The organism is Seonamhaeicola sp. ABD4_175 (genome assembly GCF_056160885.1).
The window spans coordinates 340,205-365,994 of record NZ_JBSWYC010000001.1 but is presented as its reverse complement, the minus strand read 5'-3'; the positions used below and the strand labels follow the sequence as shown (position 1 = coordinate 365,994).

General features: G+C 32.5%; 27 protein-coding genes and 1 tRNA gene. 10 read left to right on the top strand and 18 right to left on the bottom strand.

What is annotated here, in order from left to right:
- Nucleotides 1-105: 105 nt before the first annotated feature.
- From ACXAG4_RS01515 to gpmI, 6 genes are all read right to left on the bottom strand, one after another.
- On the bottom strand, nt 106-474 hold the full coding sequence (locus ACXAG4_RS01515; RefSeq protein WP_475294312.1) for a DUF423 domain-containing protein: 369 nt from the start codon (nt 472-474) through the stop codon (nt 106-108).
- 6 nt (nt 475-480) lie between these two features.
- Nucleotides 481-1,269, bottom strand: a complete 789-nt coding sequence (locus ACXAG4_RS01510) for a class I SAM-dependent methyltransferase (protein WP_475294311.1) — start codon at nt 1,267-1,269, stop codon at nt 481-483.
- A gap of 5 nt (nt 1,270-1,274) precedes the next feature.
- Nucleotides 1,275-2,060, bottom strand: coding sequence for a DUF3050 domain-containing protein (locus tag ACXAG4_RS01505; RefSeq protein ID WP_475294310.1), 786 nt, complete (start codon nt 2,058-2,060; stop codon nt 1,275-1,277).
- A 6-nt stretch (nt 2,061-2,066) separates the two neighbouring features.
- On the bottom strand, nt 2,067-2,885 hold the full coding sequence (gene map / locus ACXAG4_RS01500; RefSeq protein ID WP_475294309.1) for a type I methionyl aminopeptidase: 819 nt from the start codon (nt 2,883-2,885) through the stop codon (nt 2,067-2,069).
- 73 nt (nt 2,886-2,958) lie between these two features.
- A complete protein-coding gene (locus ACXAG4_RS01495; RefSeq protein ID WP_475294308.1) occupies nt 2,959-3,363 on the bottom strand; it encodes a BT0820 family HAD-type phosphatase in 405 nt (134 codons plus the stop codon).
- Between the two features lie 184 nt (nt 3,364-3,547).
- The gene (gpmI, locus tag ACXAG4_RS01490) at nt 3,548-5,062 is read right to left on the bottom strand and encodes a 2,3-bisphosphoglycerate-independent phosphoglycerate mutase (protein WP_475294307.1); all 1,515 of its coding nucleotides are present in this window, start codon (nt 5,060-5,062) and stop codon (nt 3,548-3,550) included.
- A 269-nt stretch (nt 5,063-5,331) separates the two neighbouring features.
- Here gpmI and ACXAG4_RS01485 point away from each other — a divergent pair, with 269 nt between their 5' ends.
- Entirely contained in the window at nt 5,332-5,733 is a 402-nt protein-coding gene (locus ACXAG4_RS01485) for an ankyrin repeat domain-containing protein (RefSeq protein WP_475294306.1), read from the top strand.
- A gap of 68 nt (nt 5,734-5,801) precedes the next feature.
- Here the strand turns inward: ACXAG4_RS01485 and ACXAG4_RS01480 are convergent, their stop codons facing one another.
- Nucleotides 5,802-6,569, bottom strand: coding sequence for a M48 family metalloprotease (locus ACXAG4_RS01480; protein WP_475294305.1), 768 nt, complete (start codon nt 6,567-6,569; stop codon nt 5,802-5,804).
- Between the two features lie 65 nt (nt 6,570-6,634).
- On the opposite strand from ACXAG4_RS01480, the gene ACXAG4_RS01475 reads away from it, so the two are divergent.
- Together ACXAG4_RS01475 and ACXAG4_RS01470 are read left to right on the top strand one after the other, a co-directional pair.
- On the top strand, nt 6,635-7,123 hold the full coding sequence (locus tag ACXAG4_RS01475) for a GNAT family N-acetyltransferase (RefSeq protein ID WP_475294304.1): 489 nt from the start codon (nt 6,635-6,637) through the stop codon (nt 7,121-7,123).
- 47 nt (nt 7,124-7,170) lie between these two features.
- Nucleotides 7,171-7,243: transfer RNA gene (locus tag ACXAG4_RS01470), tRNA-Gly, on the top strand.
- 31 nt (nt 7,244-7,274) lie between these two features.
- Here the strand turns inward: ACXAG4_RS01470 and pepE are convergent.
- Complete coding sequence (pepE, locus tag ACXAG4_RS01465; protein ID WP_475294303.1) at nt 7,275-7,982, bottom strand: dipeptidase PepE; 708 nt, start codon at nt 7,980-7,982, stop codon at nt 7,275-7,277.
- 122 nt (nt 7,983-8,104) lie between these two features.
- On the opposite strand from pepE, the gene ACXAG4_RS01460 reads away from it, so the two are divergent.
- From ACXAG4_RS01460 to ACXAG4_RS01440, 5 genes are all read left to right on the top strand, one after another.
- Complete coding sequence (locus ACXAG4_RS01460; RefSeq protein WP_475294302.1) at nt 8,105-8,908, top strand: carboxypeptidase-like regulatory domain-containing protein; 804 nt, start codon at nt 8,105-8,107, stop codon at nt 8,906-8,908.
- Nucleotides 8,895-9,686, top strand: a complete 792-nt coding sequence (locus ACXAG4_RS01455) for a hypothetical protein (RefSeq protein ID WP_475294301.1) — start codon at nt 8,895-8,897, stop codon at nt 9,684-9,686. Before ACXAG4_RS01460 ends, ACXAG4_RS01455 begins: the two co-directional genes overlap by 14 nt.
- 53 nt (nt 9,687-9,739) lie before the next feature.
- The gene (locus tag ACXAG4_RS01450; protein ID WP_475294300.1) at nt 9,740-10,249 is read left to right on the top strand and encodes a DUF6702 family protein; all 510 of its coding nucleotides are present in this window, start codon (nt 9,740-9,742) and stop codon (nt 10,247-10,249) included.
- A gap of 104 nt (nt 10,250-10,353) precedes the next feature.
- Nucleotides 10,354-12,660 (top strand): M1 family metallopeptidase, encoded by a 2,307-nt coding sequence (locus ACXAG4_RS01445; protein WP_475294299.1) that lies wholly within the window; start codon nt 10,354-10,356, stop codon nt 12,658-12,660.
- A 57-nt stretch (nt 12,661-12,717) separates the two neighbouring features.
- On the top strand, nt 12,718-13,002 hold the full coding sequence (locus tag ACXAG4_RS01440; protein ID WP_475294298.1) for a Sec-independent protein translocase subunit TatA/TatB: 285 nt from the start codon (nt 12,718-12,720) through the stop codon (nt 13,000-13,002).
- A 92-nt stretch (nt 13,003-13,094) separates the two neighbouring features.
- Here ACXAG4_RS01440 and ACXAG4_RS01435 read toward each other — a convergent pair whose 3' ends face one another.
- The 7 genes from ACXAG4_RS01435 to ACXAG4_RS01405 form a co-directional block, all read right to left on the bottom strand.
- Entirely contained in the window at nt 13,095-13,739 is a 645-nt protein-coding gene (locus ACXAG4_RS01435) for an O-methyltransferase (RefSeq protein ID WP_475294297.1), read from the bottom strand.
- A complete protein-coding gene (locus ACXAG4_RS01430) occupies nt 13,739-14,824 on the bottom strand; it encodes an amidohydrolase family protein (protein WP_475294296.1) in 1,086 nt (361 codons plus the stop codon). The genes ACXAG4_RS01435 and ACXAG4_RS01430 overlap by 1 nt, the downstream gene beginning before the upstream one ends.
- Before the next feature lie 41 nt (nt 14,825-14,865).
- The gene (locus tag ACXAG4_RS01425) at nt 14,866-15,408 is read right to left on the bottom strand and encodes a 3-hydroxyanthranilate 3,4-dioxygenase (RefSeq protein WP_475294295.1); all 543 of its coding nucleotides are present in this window, start codon (nt 15,406-15,408) and stop codon (nt 14,866-14,868) included.
- A 60-nt stretch (nt 15,409-15,468) separates the two neighbouring features.
- Nucleotides 15,469-16,251: an SDR family oxidoreductase gene (locus ACXAG4_RS01420; protein WP_475294294.1), complete on the bottom strand. Its 783-nt coding sequence runs from the start codon at nt 16,249-16,251 to the stop codon at nt 15,469-15,471.
- 7 nt (nt 16,252-16,258) lie between these two features.
- Nucleotides 16,259-17,659, bottom strand: a complete 1,401-nt coding sequence (locus ACXAG4_RS01415) for an FAD-dependent oxidoreductase (protein ID WP_475294293.1) — start codon at nt 17,657-17,659, stop codon at nt 16,259-16,261.
- Between the two features lie 15 nt (nt 17,660-17,674).
- Nucleotides 17,675-18,943, bottom strand: a complete 1,269-nt coding sequence (gene kynU, locus ACXAG4_RS01410; protein ID WP_475294292.1) for a kynureninase — start codon at nt 18,941-18,943, stop codon at nt 17,675-17,677.
- 244 nt (nt 18,944-19,187) lie between these two features.
- The gene (locus tag ACXAG4_RS01405) at nt 19,188-19,835 is read right to left on the bottom strand and encodes a hypothetical protein (protein WP_475294291.1); all 648 of its coding nucleotides are present in this window, start codon (nt 19,833-19,835) and stop codon (nt 19,188-19,190) included.
- Between the two features lie 34 nt (nt 19,836-19,869).
- On the opposite strand from ACXAG4_RS01405, the gene ACXAG4_RS01400 reads away from it, so the two are divergent.
- Nucleotides 19,870-20,670, top strand: coding sequence for a class I SAM-dependent methyltransferase (locus ACXAG4_RS01400; RefSeq protein ID WP_475294290.1), 801 nt, complete (start codon nt 19,870-19,872; stop codon nt 20,668-20,670).
- A gap of 145 nt (nt 20,671-20,815) precedes the next feature.
- The gene (locus ACXAG4_RS01395; protein WP_475294289.1) at nt 20,816-23,080 is read left to right on the top strand and encodes a DUF7133 domain-containing protein; all 2,265 of its coding nucleotides are present in this window, start codon (nt 20,816-20,818) and stop codon (nt 23,078-23,080) included.
- Between the two features lie 32 nt (nt 23,081-23,112).
- Here the strand turns inward: ACXAG4_RS01395 and msrA are convergent, their stop codons facing one another.
- The 3 genes from msrA to ACXAG4_RS01380 all read right to left on the bottom strand — a co-directional run bounded on the left by msrA (nt 23,113) and on the right by ACXAG4_RS01380 (nt 25,767).
- Nucleotides 23,113-23,775: a peptide-methionine (S)-S-oxide reductase MsrA gene (gene msrA, locus ACXAG4_RS01390; protein WP_475294288.1), complete on the bottom strand. Its 663-nt coding sequence runs from the start codon at nt 23,773-23,775 to the stop codon at nt 23,113-23,115.
- A 114-nt stretch (nt 23,776-23,889) separates the two neighbouring features.
- The gene (locus ACXAG4_RS01385) at nt 23,890-24,669 is read right to left on the bottom strand and encodes a zinc ribbon domain-containing protein (protein ID WP_475294287.1); all 780 of its coding nucleotides are present in this window, start codon (nt 24,667-24,669) and stop codon (nt 23,890-23,892) included.
- Nucleotides 24,670-24,672: 3 nt separating this feature from the next.
- Complete coding sequence (locus tag ACXAG4_RS01380; protein WP_475294286.1) at nt 24,673-25,767, bottom strand: Nif3-like dinuclear metal center hexameric protein; 1,095 nt, start codon at nt 25,765-25,767, stop codon at nt 24,673-24,675.
- Between the last annotated feature and the right edge of the window lie 23 nt (nt 25,768-25,790).

Below are 25,790 nucleotides of genomic sequence, written 5' to 3'. Positions count from 1 at the left end.
TATAAGTGCTATTAATCAAATTTTGAAAAAAAGTCGTGCCTTTGTTCGTTTATGGTACGGCTTTTTTTGTGCTTTATAAACTTATACTAGCATTTTAGAAATAATTTATAACACTTGAATAATAATTAATAACCAACCCACAACAAATAGAAGCCCACCAATAGGAGTAATAGGCCCAAGAAACTTTATTTTTTTGCCTTTTGCATCACTTAAAACCAAACCGTAAATACTAAACGAAAAAAGAATTATACCTAAAGTGAAACACCAATACATTGCAGAAGTTGAAAACTGAAAGTTAAAGCCTAAAACTAATAAAACAATAGCATGATACATTTGATATTTCACACCAGTTTCAAAACTTTTTAATTGATCTTCAGAAAGTATTTTCTTTAATGCATGTGCACCAAACGCACCAAAAATTATGGCTAACATTCCGAATAAAGCACCTGTAATAATAAAAACTTGTTGTGTCATGTTGGTTTATTTTTTTCTAACTAAAGGAATAATTTCGCCTTTAGCTAATCGATATTTATCAATTTCAGAATCTGATAATTTAGCGGTATAATCTATCTCTTCAACTGTAAAACCAATACGTCTCAGTTTGTTAAAATAATCTCTACCATAAACACGAACGTGATCATATTGCCCAAATATTTTAGCACGCTCAGCCTTATCTGTTATTGTATCATCTTCAAACGTAAATTCTCGATTTAAATCTTGAGGTATTTGAAATATTCCAAACCCTCCAGGTTTCATAACACGATATAGTTCTTGCATAGCCTTTGTATCATCTGGTATATGCTCTAACACATGATTGCAAAAAATAACGTCGTAACTATTATCTTCAAAAGGAAGATTACAAATATCTGCCTTTACATCTGCAATGGGCGATAATAAATCTGTAGTAGTATAATCTAAATTTTTAAGTTCTCTAAAAAGTTTTAAAAAACATTGCTCTGGTGCAAAATGAAGGACTTTCTTTTTATAGGCCGAATTAGCTTCAGTATCTAAAAAAAAATCAGTTTCATTTTTTAAATATAACCAAAGCAGCCTGTGGCGTTCTAAACTTAAGGTAGAAGGTGATAAAATATTGTCTCGTTGTGTTACATAGCCATACGATAAAAACGATTTAAAGCTTTTACCATCAATTGGGTCTGTGTATGTGTTTCCTTTTAAAAAAAAAGCTAAAATTGGTCTTACGATGTAACTTAACCTAATTAAAAGCGGTCTTGGAACTAAGTTTAATATGAATTTAAAAAGTTGTTTCAAGTTAATTAAACGTCAGCTGTTTTGTGACACTCTATTAAATTATAAATACCATCCCAAAGTGCTATTCTATGCTGCAAAGCTAATTTAGAAACTTCTAAAGTTTCCTCCCATTTTTGAGAATCATTACCGCATAAATCTTCAATCATTTTTAAAGATAAAGGCCCGTGTTCATCACCATCTAATTCAATATGTCTTTGTAAATAATAGCTCAGTTTACTGTAGTTTTTACCGTTTGTTTCAGCTTTATTTATAATTTCAAAAAACATATCAGGTATAATATCTTCTCTTCCAAAAGTAAAAGCTGCTGCAATTTTGTGAGGTTGGTTTGTAGCTATAATATTAAATGTGAAATTTACAAATTTGGTAATGTACGCTGGTGTTTGGCTTTTGTGTAAACTTGCTTCTACAGAACAACCATGAGATAAAAATTCTAAAAAATTAGTAATGCCACTAGTGCTAGCACCAACTTGTTGCATAGCATCAATATACATTTCATAATGACTTTTAGGCTGCCCCAATTCATTAACATCGCTTTCTTCTCCAAATACAATTTCATTAATAAAACGCGCAGTAGCTGGGTTTTTTACAGGCATCCAAGGCAAATTAGTACACGTTAAACTATTTTGAAGTGCTTTTAATAACGACATAAAATCCCAAACGGCAAACACATGTGCCTCCATAAAAGTTTTTATATCATCAATAGTTTTTAAATGGCTGTATAATTTATGATTGTTGAGTTGATTACGCAGTTGGCTTAACTGGTTTTCTATAGTTTGTATGTTGTGTGTCATGTGTGTTTAAAGAACTAAAGCGTTTTGTCTAAAAGCGTTTTCTTCATCACTTGTAATACCTAAAGCTTCATGAACATAAGCAAAGGTTGAAAGAATTTCAGGTTTTCCGTCAACTAAAGCTACATCATGTTCAAAATGTACACTTGGTTTACCATCGCGCGTAACAATAGTCCAACCATCTTTAAGCTGTTTAATTCTGTGTGTACCCATATTTATCATAGGTTCAATAGCCACAACCATACCTTCAATAAATTTTTTACCTCTGCCACGCTTACCGTAATTTGGCATTTCAGGGTCTTCGTGCATTTTTTTTCCTAAACCATGTCCAACAAGCTCTCTAACAACACCGTAGCCTTGGTTTTCGCAATATTGTTGTATAGCATAACCAACATCGCCCACACGGTTGCCATGTTTAAATTGAGCTATACCAACGTATAAAGATTCTTTGGTAGTTTGTATAAGTTTTTTAGTGTCTTCAGCAACGTTTCCTATTTCAAAAGTATAGGCGTGGTCACCGTAAAATTCGTTCATTAAAGCGCCACAGTCAATAGATACAATATCACCATCTTTCAAAGGTATATCAGTAGGTAAGCCATGTACAACGGCATCATTTACACTACAAAGTAATGTAGATGGGCAGTCATAAAGCCCTTTAAAACCAGGCAAAGCACCATGGTCTCTAATAAATTCTTCAGCAATGGTATCTAAATAATTTGTGGTAACACCCTCTTTAACTTCGGTGGCTAGCATACCTAAAGTTTTAGATACTATAAGCGCACTTTGGCGCATTAATTCAATTTCTTCTTTTGTTTTTACTACTATCATACCTAAAAAATATTGGCAAAGATACTAAATAGAAAACAAGAATACTTTAAAAAGCTTAAAGTGTTGTTGGTGGTTATTTAAAAAGTCCGAAAAGGCCTTTTTTCTTTTCAATTTTAGGTGGTTGGCTATTGGTTAGCTCTTGGTAAATTTCTCCCCAACCAGGAAAACCGCCAAAGTTTCTATCGTCTATAAAAATATCGGCATTAATTTTTCTACTGGCATCATTATTGAATTCTTCTTCCGGAAAACTGTTATTAACTGCGTAAAAAACAACACCATTTTCTTTACAAAAATTTACGGCTTCATCTAATTTGTTGCCAAATCTGTAGGTCCATAAAATAAGTCTATGCCCTTTGTCTTGTAACATTTTTAAGGTATCAAAAGCAAACATTTGGGGTTTGCCAATTTTTGGGTAAGCATCTTCAACAATGGTACCATCAAAATCAACAGCAATTACTAAGGTATCATTAAAATTCATATGTTTTTACAGACTTGAGTTTGTACAAAAATACACTATTTTTTTAGGTAAACAATTTGGGCGTTTCCCTAAAGGGTCGGGCTTTACGTTATATCTTTTTCTCGTGCCTCAAAAAAGGATGCCACTACAATCCCTAACGCAAAAAAGCCTGCTTGGGGCAGGCTTTTTTTAAAGACTATTTATTTTATACTAAAGGGTGTTGCGTCATAGCTTTTGGTTGTTCAACACCAATTAATTTGAGTATTGTTGGTGCAACATCACCTAGAACACCACTTTCAATATTTTTTAATTCGTTATCAATTAAAATAACAGGCACAGGGTTTGTGGTGTGTGCTGTATGGGGTGAACCATCTGGGTTTATCATGGTTTCACAGTTACCGTGGTCTGCAATTAAAAGGGTGGTGTAACCGTTTTCTAAACCTGTTGTAATAACATCTTTGGCGCAGGCATCAACAGCTTCACAAGCTTTAATGGCAGCTTCCATAACACCAGTATGTCCAACCATATCACCGTTTGCAAAGTTTAAGCAAACAAAATCTGCTTCACCTTTTTGTAATTCAGGCACTAAAGCATCGCGCAACTCGTAGGCGCTCATTTCAGGTTTTAAATCGTAAGTAGCAACTTTGGGCGAATTTTTCAAAATTCTAGACTCACCTTCAAACGGAGTTTCTTGTCCGCCAGAAAAGAAAAATGTAACGTGTGGGTATTTTTCAGTTTCGGCAATTCTAATTTGTTTTTTTCCGTTTTTTGCTAAAACTTCACCTAAAGTTTCAGAGATGTTATCTTTATTAAATATAACTTTAATACCTTCAAAATCATCACTATAATTTGTAATAGTAACGTAGTATAAGTCTAGTTTCTTAGTGTTGTACTCAGCAAAATCTTTTTGATTTAACATTTCTGTTAACTCACGGCCTCTATCGGTTCTAAAGTTGTAAAAAATAACAACATCATCTTTTTGTACTTTGGCTATAGGTTCACCGTTATCATTAGTTACAATAAGTGGTTTTATAAACTCATCAGTAACATCATTATCATAATTAGATTGTACAGCTGCTGCAGGATTTGTGGTTTTTGTGCCTTCGCCGTTTACAATGGCATTGTAGGCTAGTTGTACGCGTTCCCAACGTTTATCTCTGTCCATGGCGTAATAGCGGCCAGTAACAGTAGCTAGTTTGGTGTTAGTGCCAGCAATGTGTTTTTCTAAATCTTCAATATAACCTTTGCCAGATTTTGGATCTACATCTCTACCATCAGTAAATGCGTGTACATATGAATTAACGCCCGCTTTATTGGCAGCATCAATAAAACCTTTTAGGTGGCTAGTGTGTGCATGAACACCGCCATTACTTAAAAGACCTAAAAAATGAACATTTTTATTGTTATCGGCAGCATATTTTAATGCATCAACTAATACTTTTTCATCTTTTAAAGTATCTTTTTCAATAGATAAATTAATTTTTGCTAAATCTTGGTATACAATTCTACCGGCACCTAAATTCATGTGGCCAACTTCACTATTTCCCATTTGACCTTCAGGTAAACCTACGTGTAAACCATCGGTTCTAAGGGTTGCAAAAGGGTATTTTTTGTATAGTGAATCTATAAAAGGTGTGTTTGCATGGTCTATAGCCGAAACTTTTGGGTCTGGAGAGTTTCCCCAACCATCAAGTATCATTAAGATGACTTTTTTGTTCATTTTTTTTAATTTTTTGTACTAAGCAAATATAGGTAAGTTTACTAAAATATGAGCAATAAAAACCGCCGAAATACCTTGTTTTTTAAGGTGTTTTGCGTCGTTTTTTTTGAGAAAACGTTTTCGTTAATGGTTTGTGAAATAAATGTTAAAAGTGTGTTATATAAATTTTTTGATGTAACAATTTAAAAATATTGTCGTCTCTTTAGTATATCAAAAAACGTAACATAATTATCAATTAATCAAATAAATCAAACTTAAATTCTTTCATCATGAAAAAAACAATCATTACAACCGCAATTGCATTATGTGTATCTGTAGTATCAATTAATGCTTTACCAGCTACTTCAACTAGTAATACTGCTGCATCAGAGTATTATTTTAAAGTAAATTCATTTTGTGTATCTATTGCCAAAGGCGATTTTGATACTGTAAAAAAATTAATTGAAAGAGGTGCCGATGTTAACGCACGCTCAAATGGTATGACACCAGCTATGTATGCTGCTAAATTTAACAGAACTGAAATTTTAGAACTTTTAATTGCTGAAGGTGCAAATTTAAAATTAAGATGTTCAAACAAAAGTTACACAGCCGCTAAATATGCACAATTACATGGTGCCAATGAAGCAGCTGCTATTATTAAAGATGCTTTAAAGAAAAAGAAGAAAAAATAATTATAATAATTTTTTAAAATTAATTATTTTGAGTTAGTCTGAAAAAGCCTCGCAATGCGAGGCTTTTTCTATAGATTTCTATATTTATTAATGGCTTCTTTTATTTTTTCAATACGGTTGTCAGGGTCTGGGTGTGTACTTTGAAATTCAGGAACTCTATTTGGGCCGGCAGCTGCTTTTAAAATTTGCATTACCCCAATCATTTCTTCGGGGTTATAACCCGCTTTAATCATAAATTTAACACCTAAATCATCACTTTCAAGTTCATCATCACGTCCGTTAGTCAATAACTTTTGCTGGCCAATACCACTAACCACACCACCCATATCTGCACCAACAGAACCAGCTGTTGCAAGTCCTTGCCAATATTCGCTTTCGGCAATACGTTCTGCACTATGTCTTCCTAATACATGTCCAATTTCATGACCTAAAACACCAGCAAGCTGATCTTCATTTTCCAATTTTGAAAATAGGGCAAAGGTTATAAATATTTGTCCGCCAGGTAAAGCAAAAGCGTTAATAGTATTAGGGTCGTTTAGTAAATGAAACTCATATTTATAAGGTGTTTCATTAGCTATACTGTTGTTAATTAGTTTGTTGCCAACATTGTCAACCAATGCTTGGTATTGATTGTTTGGGTGTAAACCACCATGTTGTTGGGCCATTTGCGGAGCGCTTTGTAAACCAATGGCTATTTCTTTATCGGGTGTCATTGAAATAGTTTGCGTTCTGCCAGTATATGGGTTAACTTCTTGTTGGCTGCAGCGTTTAAAAACAAAAAATAGTGCAATAGCTACACCAATTAATAGTCTGAATTTTAAATTCTTTCCTCTCATTTGGTTATAAATTAGGGTTTTAATTTACAAAATAATGTTGTTCAAAAGTGTTACAATTTATAATTATGACACATTTTTTAAGTAAAGTCACTTATTTTTACAGTGTAATTACAAAGCATAAAGTAATGAGTTTTACATTTAAAATATTAGAAAAGAAAGATATAGATTTAATTATACCATTGGTTTACAAGTTAAATAATAAAAACATTGATAAGGCGCTTTTAAAATTGCGCTTTAATGAAATGGTAACTTATAAAAATTATGAATGTGCTGTAATTTATGATAAAGATAAAATTGTAGGGGTAAGCGGTTTATGGTTTTGTACTAGGCATTACTCTGGTAAAAGTGTAGAGCCCGATCATGTTTTTATTGATGAAAGTTACAGAGGTAAAGGCTTAGGTAAACAATTTTTTAATTGGATTTATAATTACGCAAAAGCAAAAGGTTTTCAAGCTGTAGAGTTGAATACTTATGTGGCAAATGCGGCATCACATAAATTCTATTTTAACGAAGATTTTAAAATTTTAGGCTTTCATTTTTTAAAAAAGCTGTAAAAAGTGTTGCACAAATAAAAATAGGTTTTATATTTGCATCCGCTAATGCGGGAGTAGCTCAGTTGGTAGAGCGTCAGCCTTCCAAGCTGAATGTCGCCGGTTCGAACCCGGTCTCCCGCTCAAAAAGCCTCACATATATTTTGGGGCTTTTTTATTTTAAAGCATTAAGCTCAGTGCCAGTTTTAACTTCGTATGGGGTTTTGCCAGCTTCAAATATTCTAGCAGATAAATTCCCTTTTAAAGTAATGGTATTGTTTTTTACTTGTAACCAACTACCTTCTCTTAAACCAACAACAGGTTGTGTGTTAAATTTATGAAATTCTTTTATTCTTGTTTCTCGGGTTTCACCCATGTGTTTGCTTTTGGTATCAGGATCTAAATAATGCGGATTTATATTAAAAGGCACCAACTTTAAAGCATCAAAACTAGGCGGATACACAATAGGCATATCATTTGTGGTACGTATGGTAAGTCCGCAAATATTACTGCCAGCACTTGTGCCTAAATAAGGCGTGCCATTATTAACAACTTCGTTTAAAACATTAGTTAGTTTGTTTTTATAAAGCATGCTAGTTAATACAAAAGTATTACCACCACCCACAAAAATACCTTGTGCGTTTTGTGCTGCTTTAACTGGGTTTTTATAACTATGTAATCCTACAACACGTTTATTAATTTTTGAAAAAGCTTTTTTAGCAATTTCGGTGTAAGCATCATGAGTAATACCACTTGGTCTTGCATAGGGTATAAATAAAATTTCTTCAGTATCTTTATATAAATGAGTTAATTCATCTAGAATATATTCTAAATAACCACTGCCATGTATTGTTGAAGTGCTTGCAATAATAATGTTTTTCATAATAAACAAAATAATTAATGGTTGGTAAAAGTATATAAATTGATGTTTTAACAAAAGTTTAAAATGTTATTTCATTTTAATTAAGATTATAAAACCGAACTTTAAACTTTAAAACCAACCTTATGAAAACTCATGTGCTTTTATTTCAATTTTTATTTGTTATTACGGCTGTACAAGCGCAGTTTGTAGACAGAATTTCAGTAAAAGGAACCATTTACGCGCTTGCAAATGATGTTGAAGGTGTTACTATTTTTAATGCATCATCAAACCAAGGCACTATTACAGATGAGAACGGAACATTTACACTTGATGTTGCTGAAAATGATATTATTCAAATTTCGGCCTTACAGTTTCAACCGCTTTCAGTAACTGTAACAAAAGATGTTATAAAATCCAGACAACTAAAAATTCATTTGGTAGAACAAATACATAAGCTAGATGCGGTTTTATTATCATCTGGTTTAACAGGAAATATTAATACAGATGTAGAAAATGTAGCCTATATAAAACCCATAATTTTAGATATGGGAAGTATGAATGTAGATTATGAATATAATGATGAAAAGCCTTTTGATGAAAAATCTGTTGTATACGATTTAAAATCTAGAATTAGTAAAGGCGAACTTTATAATGGTTTTGATTTAGGTAAAATATCGCAATTAATTTTTGGTAAAAAGAACAAAAAATATAAAAAACCAGAATACATAACTGTAGAAAAACCTTTTGAATTGGTTGATTTATACTCGCCGCAATACATAAGCGAAATGTTTAATATTCCTTTAACCAAAGTAGATGCGTTTATAGCCTATGTTGATACCCAAAATTTAGATGCAGAATTACTTGAAAAGGGTAATGAAATTAAATGTTTGCAATTTTTATATGAAAAAAGTGAGCAGTTTTTAAACTTACAAAATGCCAAAAATTAACTGCTGCTTTGTTATAATGGTTACTTTTTTTACCATTAAAACCGTAGCACAAACTGTTGAAATTTCGGGGCGCGTTATAAGTAAAACCGATGTTGAAAACATTCATGTAATTAACAAAACCGCAAAAGTATTTACTATTACAAATGCTAAAGGAAATTTTACAATTACGGTTAAGGTTAACGATACACTTCAGTTTTCATCTATTTTACATGGTGTAAAAGATGTAAAAGTGTCACAAGGCACCATTATTTCAAAAACCATCCTTGTTAATTTAGATGCGCAAGTAAACCAATTAGAAAAAGTAATTGTTGGAAAAGTGCTTACAGGTAATTTAATTTCAGATATTGAAAACGCAAAAAAAGACCGCCCAATTAATTTTTATGATGTAGGTATACCCGGTTACACCGGAAAAATAGCCACACAAAGTGAGCGCCGTTTAAGTGAAGCATCTAGTTTAAACCCATCAATAGGTATTGGTGGTTCAGTAGGTTTTACACCTTTAATTAATGCTATTACAGGCAGAACAAAAATGCTAAAGCAACGTGTTAAGTTAGAAGAAAAAGACCGTTTAATGCATAGTATAAAAAGTAAATTAGCAAAAGATTTTTTAATGTCTAACCCATTAGGGAATGATGAGGTTAACGATTTTTTTTATTTCTGTTCAGAAGATGAGAATTTTTTAAAACATTGTAAAAATCAATCAGATTTTAAAATTTTAATCTTTTTAAGAACGAAATACAAACAATACCAAGCCAATAAACAAACTACAGATAATTAAGCTTTTTTTTGGAATACTTTTTGAAATAACATTTACTTTAGCAAAAAAATTACATGAAGTATACAAAACTAGTACTGTTTTTTTTAATTCTGCCAACACTTGCTTTTACAAGTTTACATAAATATTATATTAGTGTAACACAAATTGAGTATGTGCCAGAACAACAATCTGTTCAAATAATTTCAAGACTTTTTTTAGATGATTTTGAAAATGTTTTAAAACAACGTTATAACGAAAAAATTACACTAGATGAAGCTTTTGAAATACCTAATACAAACAGTTATATAACCAAATATCTTACTGATAAACTACAAATTACAATAAATGGTAAACCTGCAACATTTCAATTTATAGGTAAAAAATACGATTTAGATGTAATGAAATGCTATCTTGAAATAAAAGGTATTCAAAACATTGAAAGTATTCAGGTTAGCAATAAAATTCTGTTTGATATGTTTCCAGATCAGCAAAACATCATCAAAACAAACATAAATTCTAAACAAAAAAGCTTTATCCAAACAGTGCAAAATGCTAAGTCATTGTTAAATTTTAATGAAAATTAAGTTAAAGCTACATTAAAATCATTATTTTCGTTCAGTTTTTAATAAAAAGCTAATGGTTTGTTACAATCAGTAAGCTAATATTTGATAAAATCTAAAATTTGAAAATGAATAAACTAAAGTACTACGTTCTATCTGTAATTTTTATTTCCGCTGCCGCAATAGCACAAGATAAAACTGATCAAACGGTTAAAAAAGGTCATGCAAATACAAACAAATTTAAGCAATTGTATGATGAGTTTTCTACACCAAATATGTACAGAGCAGCCTCTGGTGCTCCCGGTAGTGCATACTATCAGCAGCAAGCAGATTATAAAATGGATATTGTTTTAGATGATAAAAAAGCTAAAATATCGGGTTATGAAACCATTACATATACTAACAATTCTCCAGATGTTTTAAAATATTTATGGGTGCAGTTAGATCAAAACCAAAGAGCCAAAGACTCTAAATCGCCATTAATAGAAACCAGTGGTTTACAGCCTGTAATGAGGCCAAATGAGTTTGCTTCAAAATTTATGAAAGAATCTTTAGAACGAGGTTTTAATATTTTAGAAGTTACTGATGTTAATGGTAAAGATTTAACCTACATGATTAACAGAACTATGATGCGTATTGAGTTGCCTAAACCAATGGCAACTGGCGATAAGTTTTCATTTTCAATAAAATGGTGGTATAATATTAATGATCATGTTAACGAAGGCGGGCGCTCTGGGTATGAGTATTTTGAAAAAGACGGAAACAGAGCTTATGTAATTGCACAATTTTACCCAAGAATGGCTGTTTATAATGATGTTGAAGGTTGGCAAAATTCGCAATTTTGGGGGCGCGATGAGTTTGCATTACCATTTGGAGATTTTGATGTAGATATTACAGTACCTGCAGATCATATTTTAGATGGTACAGGTGAGCTTATAAACCGTAAAGACGTTTACACTAAAGACATGCTTAAACGTTACGAGTCTGCAAAAAAATCATATAAAACACCTGTTGTAATTGTAACACAAGAAGAAGCTGAAGCTGCTGAAAAAGGATTTTCAAAAGACACCAAAACTTGGAAACTACGTGCAAAAAATGTACGCGATTTTGGTTTTGCAACATCACGTAAGTTTATTTTAGACATGATGACCGTAAAAATAGGTAGTAAAAACGTAATGGCTGTATCATTATACCCTAAAGAAGGAAATCCGTTATGGGAAGAATGGTCAACCAAAGCCGTAGCAAGCACTTTAGAATCTTATTCTAGAATGACGTTTGATTATCCTTACCATAAAGCCATTTCTGTTCACGCTAAAAGACAAGGTATGGAATACCCAATGATATGCTGGAACTACGGAAGGCCAAGAGAAGATGGTGTTTACAGTGACCGTGTTAAATACGGCATGATGGGAGTTATAATACATGAAGTTGGGCACAATTTCTTCCCAATGATTGTAAACAGTGATGAGCGCCAATGGACGTGGATGGATGAAGGCTTAAATACCTTTGTACAATACGTAGCAGAGCAAGATTTTGGCGAAAAATATCCAGAAGCCCTATCAGCCGAACATACGCATTTCCCATCAGACAGAGGTCCTGCTAAGCTAATAGTACCTTATATGAGCGGTAATCAAGATTTTATAGCACCAATAATGACCAAAGGTTTAAACACCTATCAATTTGGTAATAATGCCTACGGAAAACCAGCTACAGCATTAAATATTTTAAGAGAAACCATTATGGGGCGTGAGCTTTTTGATTATGCCTTTAAAGAATACTCTAAACGTTGGATGTTTAAACACCCAACACCCGAAGATTTCTTCAGAACCATGGAAGATGCCTCTGCAATGGATTTAGATTGGTACTGGCGCGGTTGGTTTTACACCACAGACTGGGTAGATATAGGTATAAAAGATGTAAAAAAACTATATGTATCATCTAAACCAAATAAATTTGTTAGAGATTTAGCAGCCCAAAGAGGTATGAGAGTTGAAGATTTACCACCTTTAGTATATTTAGTTGAAGAAGATAGTGATGATTATACACCAGAGTTAAAAGCAAAATCACTTTTAGAAAATTCAAAGCCTCTAAAAGAGTATATCATGGATAACTTCACACCACAAGAGCAAAAACAAATTAAAGAACCCAAGTTTTTTTACAACATTACATTTAATAAACCAGGAGGTTTAGTAATGCCAATAATTGTAGAATATACTTATGCTGATGGTACAAAGAAAACAGAAACATATCCGGCACAAATATGGCGTTTAAACGATAACGAAATATCAAAAGCCATAGCATCAAATAAAGAAATTGTAAGTATTACAATAGACCCTAACCTTGAAACTGCCGATGTTGATACAAGCAACAATTCATGGCCGCAAAAAGCAACCGTTAGCGAGTTTGATGCATTTAAAAATAAAACAAAGAACTAAAAATTTTAACCGACTTTTTTAAAGTCGGTTTTTTTTATTCTCTATATTTGCATCGTGATGTATCAAACAATATTCTTATTTATAAGTGGCCCAGAAATAGTACTCATTCTATTTGTGGTAGTAATGGTTTTTGGCGCAGATAAGCTGCCAGAAATAGCACGAGGTTTAGGCAAAGGCATGCGCACACTTAAAGATGCCACCAATGACATTAAGCACGAAATAACAAAAAGTGCAGAAAATCACGGCTTAGATACCAGCGTAACCAACGATGTAAAAAAAGAATTAAACAAAGTAAAAGACGAATTAGAAGATTTTACCGGTTCTATAAAACGTAACATGTAGTTTTCTGTTTTTTTATGGCGTTACCCTATCGGGTCGGGCTTTCCGTTATATCTTTTTTATCGTACCTCAAAAAAAGGATGCCACTACAATCCCTAACGCACTTTACGGCTAATAGTTAGGCCATCTCTAATAGGTAAAATAACAGTTTCTAATCTAGAATCTTCTTTTAATAATTTGTTATACTCTAATAACGCTTTTGTTGATGTATCTTTAGCATCTAAGGTTTCAATTACCTTTCCGCTCCAAAGCACATTATCAGATAAAATAACACCGCCACTATTCAATTTGTCAACAATAATATTGTAATAATTAGGGTAGTTATCCTTATCAGCATCAATAAAAACTAAATCAAACATAACATCCAACTCAGGAATAATGTTTAAAGCATTACCTAAATGTTGTATAATTTGGTTTCCATAACCCGATTTATCAAAGTATTTACGCTGAAAATCAACAAGTTCTTCATTAACATCAATAGTATGTAAAACACCATTTTTTTGCATACCTTCAGCTAAACATAACGCAGAATAACCAGTATAGGTGCCAATTTCCAAAATATTTATAGGGTTTATAAGTTTAGAAATCATACTTAACACCCGCCCTTGGTAATGCCCACTAAGCATACGTGGTTGCAATATTTTTTGATATGTTTCTCTATGTAATTGCTGTAGTAATTCTGGCTCATTTTCAGAGTGTGCAACTACATAATCATCTAAGGCTTCAGGTAAAAAGTGCATTAGTTTAATATTCTATTTATAAGTTTTTCTTTTTCAGTTTTATCATTTCCAAATAACCATTGTAAAACATTGTCTTGCCAAATGGCATCATATTCATTTTGGTTTAAAATATTACGTTCCATAGCTAAATCTAATATTTTACCAGGATATGATGATTGTTTGTGGCTTTCCATTTCACCAAGCGGATATGGGTCATCTAGCCCCATTACAACCTGTTTACTGCCGTGGTTACGTATAAGTAATTCTAAACCACCTGTATCGTGCACAAGTGTATCAAAAAATATGTTTTTATGGCCAACGGCTTTTCTTGGGTGTTGTTTGCCTTCAAACAAATCTGGTCTGCCATCAAAACCTTGAATGCGCCTGCCTAAATTTATTTGTGATAATTGGCTGCCGTGAGCAAAACAAGTACGCATATTTGGGTATTTTTCTTGGTAGCCGTTAAGGGTTAAAAAGTGATAAGCATCGGCACATTGCGCTAACATCCAAATAAGGTGAAAACGCCATGCGGTATTTTCTAAATTTATAAACTTTTCACCGTCATATGGGTGAATTTCAACGGCTAAATTGTATTTGTTGGCAAGTTCAAAAATGGGTTCGTTTTCTTCATCATAAATACAACGCCATGTGCCAATGGTATCCATGTAATGGGTTGGTAAACACAGTAAACGTAAACCTAATTGTTCAACACAGCGCTCAATTTCCCAACAGGCACTACGCAAAAAACCTGGGTGAACTACAAAGCCACAGGTGAATTTACTGGGGTGATCTTGCTGAATTCTAGCATTAAAATCATTTTGAAAGCGTAAAGCTTTTTTCATTTCTTCAACGCGTAAACCATTGCCGTATAGTTGAGATAAGTTAAGTACAACGGCGTGGTCTATTTTATTGCGTGCCATCCAATCTAACTTTTCATGCAGAAAAAAACTAGAGTCTGTTACCGGCCTTTTCCAGCCTTTTTGCAACATGAACTTCTTATCTTTATCTACCCAAAAAATACCTTTTTCGCGCATGTAATCTGGTATTTCTTCGGGGTAAGGAAGTAAGTGCGAATGTCCGTTAATTCTAAGTTTACGCTGTGTCATTGTGGCTTGTGTTTACAAAAATTAAGCTAATAGAATCTGTTTTATTCAGAAGCTATTTTTTTAGGAGGCTCCATGACTGTACCGCAATTATTACATGTACGTTTGTTTTCGCTGCTATAAAATTTATCAAAAATTATAGGCATATCAACTTCAATATCATCTAATTTAAACTTTTTACGGTATAATAAGTTTCCGCAGTTTTCACAATACCACTCTAAAGCATCTTTCATTTTTTTTGAACGCGGATATTCAATAACCAAACCAACAGTATTGGCCTTACGTTGGGGTGAGTGTGGTACTTTTGCAGGTAGTAAATAAATATCACCTTCGTTTATATGAACATCTTCGGGTTTACCATCATTATTAATAATTTTGAGCACCATATTGCCTTCAACTTGATAGAAAAACTCGGGTGTTTCATTGTAATGATAATCTTTACGGTTGTTTGGGCCGCCCACAACCATAACTATGTATTCGCCATCTTTCCAAACACATTTATTACCAACCGGTGGTTTTAAAAGGTGTCTGTTTTCATCAATCCAAGCTTTAAAATTTATGGGTTTTACTAATTTACTTTTGCTCATATTGTAAGTTTTAAAAGCGTTATTTTAAAATATTAACACGCTTATTATGTCTTTTTAAAGTTACAAACTTTTTGTTCTTCCACCATCAACAGGAATGTTAATTCCGTTAATGTAAGCAGCATTTTCACTAGCTAAAAATACTACGGCGCTAGCAACTTCTTCGGGCTTTGCAAAGCGTTTTGCAGGTGTGTAGTTTTTCATTATTTCTGCCATTGTTTCGGGTGATTTATTTTCAATGTTAGCTTTGGTTTTTATAATGTCGTAAAGTCTTTCAGTTTCAGTAAAACCAGGTAAAACGTTATTAACCGTAATGCCAAAAGCGGCCACTTCAATAGACAGTGTTTTACTCCAATTACCAACAGCACCTCTTATGGTGTTACTAACGCCCAACATGGGAATGGGCTCTTTTACAGAGGTTGAAATAATATTTACAATTCTGCCAAAACCTTCAGTTTTCATAAAAGGAATAATAGCTTGCGCTAACACTTGGTTGCATTTAACGTGCATGTTGAAGGCTTTTTCAAATTCAGTTAAACTAGCGCTTAAAATATCACCACTTTTTGGGCCGCCTGTGTTATTTACTAATATATGAAACCCTTGGTTGTTGTTTATATAACTAGTTATTTTGTGTTGTAAAGTTTCCGGATTTTCAAAATCTGCTACAATGTAATCATGCCTTCGTTGTTGCGGTAATTCTTTTAAAACAGCTTTAAGTTTTTCTTCATTTCGTGCAATTAATGTTATGCGTACGCCTTCATTAGCAAGTGCTATAGCACTTGCCTTACCTATACCTTGTGTGCTGCCGCAAACAAGAGCGTGTTTGTTATTTATATTTAAGTTCATTGTGGTTTTATGTTAAGCCTGCAATTTTATCTTCGTTTAAAATATTTTGAGTTTCGTGTTCTACTTTTTCTAAAACAGATTTTAAATTGTCTTGAGGTGAAATAGATTTGTTTGAGAGTAAATTTAAAATAGCTTTGTCTTGCGCGCGCCCTTTTTGCATTGCTTCATTGTAACCAATGGTTTCATTAAATGTTACCAAGCTATATTTTGAAGCATAAGCTTGTGGGAATGTTTTTTCTAAAGCCATTTCTATTTTGCGTTTATCTTTAAAAATAGGATTAGCTACGTGGTCTCGCATTTCATAAAAATTATCAATAGCCAAATCTGCAATGGCATCGGTATCTTTTTTTCGTGCTTTTTCGTAGGCTTTAAACGTAGCTTCCCAATTGCCCAAATTCTTATCTAAAATACTATCAAAAACAACAACATCTTCAAAACTAGCATTCATGCCTTGCCCGTAAAAAGGCACAATAGCATGTGCGGCATCACCCATTAATAGGGTGTTGCCTTTGTAATGCCAAGGTGAGCATTTTATGGTGCCAAGGGCTGCGGTTGGGTTGTTGTTAAAATCATTTAACAAATTAGGCATATGTTTGAGTGCATCTGGGAATTCTTTTTTAAAAAATTCTAATACTTTTTCATCAGTATTTAAGTTGTTGAAATTATATGTACCTTCAGCATAACTTAAAAACAGTGTTACTGTAAAACTGCCATCTAAATTAGGTAAAGCAATAAGCATAAAACTACCACGAGGCCAAATATGTAATGAGTTTTTATGTAGTTTGTAATTGCCATTGGCTTCTGGTAAAATGCTCAATTCTTTATAACCATGAGTTAAATATTCTTGTGAGAAACTAAAAAGAAACTTTTTACCTAAATAGTAGCTTTTACGTAATGAAGAACCAGCGCCATCTGTACCAATTATAACATCGGCATCTTCAATAAATTCAGCTTTAGTTTTGTAATCTTTAAATAGGGCAGTGGTTTTTTCAAAATTTACCGAAAGACATTTTTTATTGAAATGTATAGTAACGTTTTTGTGTTTTTCGGCTTCATTTAATAATAAAGCATTTAAATCTCCGCGTGAAATAGAATTGATGTATTCATGGGCTCTACCACTGTAGTTAGACTGGAAAGTGTTGCCCTTATTATCATGTATCATTCTACCATGCATGGGTATGCAAAGTTGTTTTACTTTTTCTTCTAAGCCTACTAATTTCATGGCTTTGTTACCACGGTTAGAAAAGGCTAAGTTTATGGAACGACCTGCACTGATATCTACTTTGCGTAAATCGGGTCTTTTTTCAAAAACGGTTACATTATAACCTCTTTGAGCAAGACGAAGTGCTAGTAAAGAACCGCAAAGGCCTGCGCCAATTATAAGTATATTTTGTTGCTTTTCTTTCATGTTTTTTACGCTGAATTAACTTAAAATGGCTTTTAGTTTTTCTACTAATTTGTAAACATCTTGAAATGAATTATACAACGGTACTGGTGCACAGCGTATAACATCAGGTTCTCTCCAATCACTAATTACACCTGCTTGTGTTAGTTTTTTATGTAATGATTTATCAGCATTTTTTACTTGAATTGAAAGTTGACAACCCCGTTCATTTGGGTTTTTAGGAGTTATAATGCGTATAACATCTTCACCTAAATTTTTAAGTAAAAACTCAAAATAAGCGGTTAGTTTTTGTGATTTTTCTAATAGCTTATAAAAACCAACATTTTGAAACATATCTAAAGATGCTTTTATAGCTGCCATTGATAAAATTGGCGGATTACTAAGTTGCCAACCCTCGGCACCTGGTAGTTGGTCAAACTCATCGCGCATGGTAAAACGGGTTTGTTTATTATGGCTCCACCAACCTGTAAATCGGTTTAAGTTTTTATTGTGTGCATGCCTTTCATGAACAAAACAACCAGCTAAACTTCCGGGGCCAGAATTTAAGTATTTGTAGGTGCACCAAACGGCAAAATCTGCTCCAGAATCGTGCAAGTTTAAAGCAACATTTCCGGCGCCGTGAGCGCAATCAAAACCTACTTTGCAACCATACTTATGGCCAAGTTTTGTAATGCGTTTTAAATCAAAGTATTGGCCGGTGTAATAGTTAACGCCACCAATCATTATTAGGGCAATTTCATCACCTTGTTCTGCTAAAATAGCCTCTAAATCTTCGTAACGTAGTAATTCTTCATTTTGTCTGGGTTTCCAAAGTATAAGGCCTTCTTTATGATTAAAACCATGATGGCGTAATTGCGATTCTACAGCATATTTATCAGATGGGAAAGCATCACTTTCAATTAAAATTTTATAACGTTTTTTTGTAGGTTGGTAAAATGATACCATCATTAAATGTAGGTTGGTGGTTAAAGTATTCATTACTACCACTTCAATAGGTTTAGCACCAACTATATTAGCCATACTTTTTGTTAAAAATTCATGGTAAGGCAGCCATGGGTTTTTTGCTTCAAAATGCCCTTCAACACCTAATGTGGCCCAATCTTTTAGCTCCTGGTTTATGTATGCTTGCGTGGTTTTAGGTTGCAAACCCAATGAGTTACCTGTCATGTAAATAAGTGGGTTTCCGTAGGTGTCTTCAGGAATATGAAACTTATTTCTGTAAGGCGCTAAGGCATCGTTTTTATCTAATTCTAAAGCAAAATTTAATCCTAGTTTGAATGCAGACAATTTGAAGAATTTTATGGGTTTCTAACAAAAATAAGAATTAAATGAGGTTTTTAGAAACAATTATTTTAATCATTTTAATTACTATTTTTATTTAAAAAGAAATTATAAAAAATGAAAAGCGCTTCAACCATTGATTGAAGCGCTTTTAATATATATAGACGCAAATGCGGAAAATTATTTATACTCTAATTACGTATTTAGTCTATGTTTAGATGTTTTCCTTACAAGTAAATGTTATTTTTTTTTAGTTGTAAGTAATTTTAATTTCTGAAAGTTTTACAATAGGTGTTCCATCAATTTTTGTGTGGTGTGTAGCTATTTTTATGCCGTTAAAATCTTGAAGATTTTCAAATGTATTGGTTAGTGACGGTTCAGGTGCATTTCCTTTTCTAAAAACCCATTCTTTAATAATAAAATTTTTGTCATAAAAAATATCATAGGCATCACCGGGTGTGTAGCCACCTTCATTTGAATATGTAATTGTTATTTTATTCATGGCTAGCTTACTAATTGGAGCAGTAGTTTCAACAGGTTTTGATATGGTAGCAGATGTATCCCAAACTAATTGAAACGGTATTAACAACCAGAATTTGTCATTTATAAAAGCACGGTCTGCTTTTTTAGCAATACTGTCCATAGATTTTCGGTTGTAATTAATGGTATCAGTATTTGTGGTTAGTTTAATATCATCAGTTTTAGGGTTCCAATTCCAAAGACGATTTTTGCCAAATTTAAATTGAATTTCTTTTACAGCATCCCATTTTTCAAAACCATGAGCGTGAGCAATTTTTTCAGCAGTAGATAATGTGTTTGTTTCAACAGTTTTGTTTTCCTTTTGTTTGCAGGCAACAAAAAGGGTGATTATGCTTAAAATGAATATACTTTTTTTCATATTTTTAAAGTTTTGTCAAAGATAAGGTTTAGTTATGAGTATAAATCAAGATTATTTTAATACAAACAAAAACACTTGGAATGAAAAGGTTAAAGTGCATTCTAAAAGTGATATGTATGATATGGAAGCTTTTATAAACGGAAAATCTTCATTAATGCCTTATGAATTGAACGCTTTAGGAAATGTAAAAGGGAAAACACTACTTCATTTACAATGTCATTTTGGGCAAGATACTTTAAGTTGGAGTAGGTTAGGAGCCAAATGTACAGGTATTGATTTAAGTGATGAAGGCATAAAACTTGCAAAAAAATTAAATGATGAATTACAACTTAACGCAAAATTTGTGTGTTGTAATGTTTTAGAAACTTCGGCATTTGTAAAAGATACTTTTGATGTTGTTTTTACAAGTTATGGTGTTATTGGGTGGTTACCAAATTTAAATCCTTGGGCGCAAATGATTGCCGAAAAATTAAATAAAGGCGGTGTGTTTTATATGGTTGAATTTCATCCCATAGTTTGGATGTTTGATTATTTAAAAGATAAGCCAATTATGAAATACGGTTATATGCAAAATGAGGTTATTTATGAAGAATACAAAGGCACTTATGCCAATGAAAATTCAAAAATGATTAGCAAAGAATATTGTTGGAATCATGGTTTAGGCCAAGTAATTACAGCATTAACCAATGCAGGTTTGCATATTAACTATTTAAATGAACATTATGAAAGCCCGTATAACGTATTACCAAATTTAAAAGAAACCAATTCTGGTATGTTTGAGGCTGAACACAAACTTTATCCGCTTATTTTTGAACTAAAAGCAACAAAAGTATAGCATTAGTATATGTATTTAATATTACAAAAAACATTTATGCTACAATAGTGTTTATTAGTATCCTTAAAACCTTGAAAAAAATAAGAAATTGCATTAAAATTTAAAGTTAAATATTGCTTTAGTTTAAGAGTGACAATGTTTTTTTATGAAATTGATTGATTTATTTAATAGCGTTTTAAAAATAGCGTTTTACAGTGTAGTAATAGTTTTATTGGCATATTCATGCAAACCAAAAACGTTTGATGAACCCCAAATATCTCTTGATAATTACAAAATTGAAAACGGATTTAAATTACAAGCTGTAGCCTCTGAACCATTTATAGAAGCTCCCGTAGCTATGGATTTTGATAATAAAGGCCGTATGTGGGTTGTAGAAATGAAAGGCTACATGCAAAACCTTAACGGCACAGGTGATGAGCTGCCAAACGGAACCATTTCTATTTTAGAAGATTTAGATAATGATGGTGTTACAGACCACGCTAAAGTTTTTTTAGATAGCTTAGTTTTACCAAGAGCTATTGCGCATGTTTATGGCGGACTTTTATATGCTGAACCGCCAAACTTATGGTTTGTTGATATTGAAAATGATACCCCTAAAAATAGAGTTTTAGTAGATTCTCTGTATTCTGATGGCGGAAATGTAGAGCACCAACCCAACGGTTTATTATTGCATGTTGATAATTGGATTTACAACGCAAAATCACATTTTAAATACCAACGCAAAAATAACAAATGGATAAAAAAACCAACAGCCTTTAGAGGGCAATGGGGTATTTCAAAAGATAATTTTGGCAGGCTGTATTATAACACAAATTCTGTACAACTTTTAGGTGATTATGTGTTGCCAAACACATTAACAGAAAATATATATTACAAACCTCAAGCAGGTTTAAACAATACGTTAACACCAACACAAAGAGTTTATCCGCTGCATCCTACTGCTGTAAACCGTGGCTATGTTAAAGGTGTTTTAAATGCAGATAGTTTATTGTTAAACGTAACATCTGCTTGTGGCCCATTAATTTATAGAGGCAATCAATTTTCAAGTGAATATGAGCAAAATGCCTTTGTATGCGCTCCCGAAGCTAATATTGTTAAGCGCAATATTTTAACTTTTGAAGCAGATAAAGTTATAGCAAAACAAGCTATAGAAGGTGAAGATTTTTTAGCATCTACCGATGAAGGTTTTAGGCCAGTAAATCTCAATAATGGGCCCGATGGCAATTTGTATATTGTAGATATGCACCGCGGTATTATACAAGATAAGGCTTTTATGACGCCTTATTTAAAACAATTGCTTGCAAAAAAGCAATTAGATACTATTATTGGAATGGGGCGTATTTTAAAGGTTTCAACTGAAAATACAAACAACAAACTAGCTGTTAATTTAAATGATTTAAATACCAAAGCATTGGTTGATTTATTAAGCAGTAATAATGGTTGGTTAAGAGACAGAGCGCAACATATTTTAATTTATAAGCACGATAAAACCGCAATACCGTTGTTAAAAACCTTATTAAAAAACAGTAAAAATGAAACAACAAACATTCATATATTGCATACTTTAAATGGTTTAAACGCCTTGAATTTTAATTATTTAAATAGTATTTTGAAAACTAGTGGTGTACAAACCACTTGTCATGCATTGGTTTTACTAAAAGAATTTTATTCTGAAGAATATATGTCAGAGTATATAGAAACACTTCAAAATTTAATATCAAGAAATAATCCTGAAATTGATTTATATGTGTTAAGTTCTTTAAAAAATTGGATGCAACTAAAACCCGAGATATTCTTTCCTTTAGTTGATAATTTAGCTTCAAAATATAAAAGCAATACAGTATACCACGAAGCTTTAATAAACGGGTTAAGTGGTGCTGAAGTAGAATATTTAGCCTATAAACGTAATAAAGAAACTGCGCCAGTTTTAAACGATATGTTAAATAAAGTGGTTGGAAATAGGGCAAAGAAAAAACAAAATGCTATTTATACCAGAAGAAAAACCTTTACAGATTCTAGAACAGAGGGTTATACCATTTACAAAAACATATGCGCAACTTGTCATGGTATTGATGGTGATGGCATTGAAAGTTTAGCACCGCCATTAATGAATTCAGATTATATAACCGAAGCTTCAGAAAAACGATTGGCTTTGGTGTTACTTCATGGTTTAACAGGACCTGTACATGTAAATGGTAAGCTATATGATTTAAATATTACCATGCCAGGTTTGGCAAATAATCCTGATTTTTCTGATGCAGATATTTTAAATCTCATTAAATATTTAAAAAGTGCCTTTGCGGGTGCATATGAAAAAATAACAATAGATGATTTAAAAAGTTTACGTAAGCTAATACCAAAAGATGGTGTTTACACAGAAAAAGAGTTGGCAGATTTAATCAAAAACTAGTTTGAAGATACTTCTTATTTTGCAACAAAATTTTAATGAGCTTCTTCTTTTAATAATTCTTTCGGAAATTTAGCCTTAAACTTATTCAATCTTGGAATTGAAACGTTTTTGATATAAGGATGGTTAGGGTGTAAGCGTTCATAGTTTTGATGATAATCTTCAGCAATCCAAAATTTTTGAAACGGATACACTTCGGCTGCAATTTTGGTATTTAACTTTTTGGCTAAAGCTTCTTTTTTCTTTAAAATAATTTGTTTTTGTTCCTCATTTTGATAAAAAATAATAGAACGGTATTGCGAACCTTTATCTGGGCCTTGACCGTTTACTTGCGTTACGTTTTGTGAAGCAAAATATACATCAACTAAGGTTTCAAAGCTTACTATATTTGGGTTGTAAATTATTTCAACAGCTTCGGCGTGTCCTGTACGTCCTGTATTACTTGCTTCATAGGTTGGGTTTTTTGTGTGTCCGCCAGAATACCCAGAAATAGATTCTTCAACGCCCTTTACACTTTCATAAACGGCCTCTACGCACCAAAAACAGCCACTTGCAAAATAGGCTTTAGCCAAACCATTTTTTAAAGGTACTTCAATGGGTTTTGCATTAGTGATGTTTTCTTGTTGCTTTTTTGTTTGTGCAGTATTTTGACAACTAAATAGTAGCGATAATATTAAAAGTGTTATTATATTTTTCATAGAAATTTTATTTATTAAGACGTATAAAAATACAAAACCTTAATATTAATTTTGGTAAAAATAAAAAGCCTCCACTGTAAGTGAAAGCCTTTTTAATTATATTTTTAAAATGGATTATAGTTTAGCAAATAACTTTTCCATTTTTTCTTTTTGCTCTTCGGCTAAAACAGCATCCACTAAAATTCTACCACTGTGTTCATCTGTAATAACTTTTTTTCTTGAAGCAATTTCAACCTGTACTTGTGGTGGAATTGTAAAGAAAGACCCACCAGAGGCACCTCTTTCAATTGGCACAACTGCTAAACCGTTTTTTACACTGCCTCTAATTCTATCATAAGCAGCAACTAAACGCTCATCAATTTGCTCTTTGTAATTAGCAGATTTTTCAATTAAAGCTTGCTCTTCTTTTTCAGTTTCAGCTAAAATATCATTTAATTCACCTTTTTTGTGTTTTAAATGAGATTCACGTTCTTTTAAACGCTCTTTAGTTTCAGAAATAACTTCTTTTTTCTGCTCAATTTGCGCTTTAAATTCTTTTATGTGTTTTTCAGCCAACTGAATTTCTAATTCTTGAAATTCAACTTCTTTGGTTAAAGAGTTGTATTCTCTATTATTTCTAACATTTTTTTGTTGCTCTGAGTACTTTTTAATTAAAGCTTTAGATTCTTCAATTAAATTCTTTTTTGAGGTAATATCATTATCTATTACTTCTAAACTAGCAACAAGTTTCTCTAATCTTATGTTTAGGCCAGCTACTTCATCTTCCAAATCGCGAACTTCTAACGGAAGTTCACCTCGTACATTTCTAATTTCGTCAATACGAGAATCAATTAATTGTAAATCGTATAAAGCTCTTAAACGCTCTTCTACAGTTACTTCTTTCTTTTTAGCCATACTTTAAAAATACTTAACAGGATTGGTATTGGTGTTTGATAAAACGACTGCAAAATTAGTAATTTTTTTTGTAAGATACGTTACTAAAAGGTTTTTTGTGAACTGTTCGCTTTCATAATGTCCAATATCGGCTAATAAAATGCTGTTTTCGGCAGTAAAAAAGTCGTGATACTTTAAATCTGCAGTTACAAAAACATCTGCACCCTGAGCTTTTGCAGCGTTAATTGCAAAACTACCCGAACCACCTAGCACCGCAACTTTTTTTACGGGTTTATTTAAAAAATGTGAATGCCTTATAAAGCCGGTGTTCATGGTTTTTTTTAGGTGCTTTAAAAATGCTTGTTCAGGCATTGATGTTTTAAACTCTCCAATCATACCCATACCTATGTGTTGGTTTTTGTTTTCAATTGTTACAATTTCATAGGCTACTTCTTCATAGCTATGTGCGCTTTTAAGAGCTTTTACAACTTGATTTTCTTGGTGTTTAGCAAAAATTACAGATATTTTAGTTTCGTTTTCAGTATGTGTTTTACCAATTGTACCAATGGTTGGGTTTGCGTTTTCATTGGCTTTGTAAGTGCCATAACCTTCTGTATTAAAACTACAATTGCTGTAATTACCAATACTACCAGCACCAGCACTAAATAAGGCATTTCTTAAAGTGTTGGCTTCATTTTTAGGCACATAAGTAGTTAGTTTTTTTATGGTTTGAGGTTGTGGAATAAGTATTTTTTTATTAATTAAACCAATTTTGTTACATATTGCATCATTAACGCCATGCAAGGCATTATCAAGAGCAGTGTGTATTGCGTAAATGGCTATATTACTTTGTATGGCTTTTAAAACAACACGTTCTACGTATGTTTTACCGGTTATTTTTTTTAGTCCTTTAAAAATAATTGGGTGAAAGCTAACTATTAAGTTGCAATTTTTTGCAATGGCTTCATCAACAACGGTTTCTAAAGTATCTAACGTTACTAAAACTCCTGTTAGTTTTTCATTTTTATTGCCAACTAACAGGCCTACGTTATCAAAATCTTCAGCGTAAGTTAGTGGAGCAAGTGCTTCTAAATGGTTAATTACATCTTGAATAATCATAATATTTGCATGATTTCATTTTT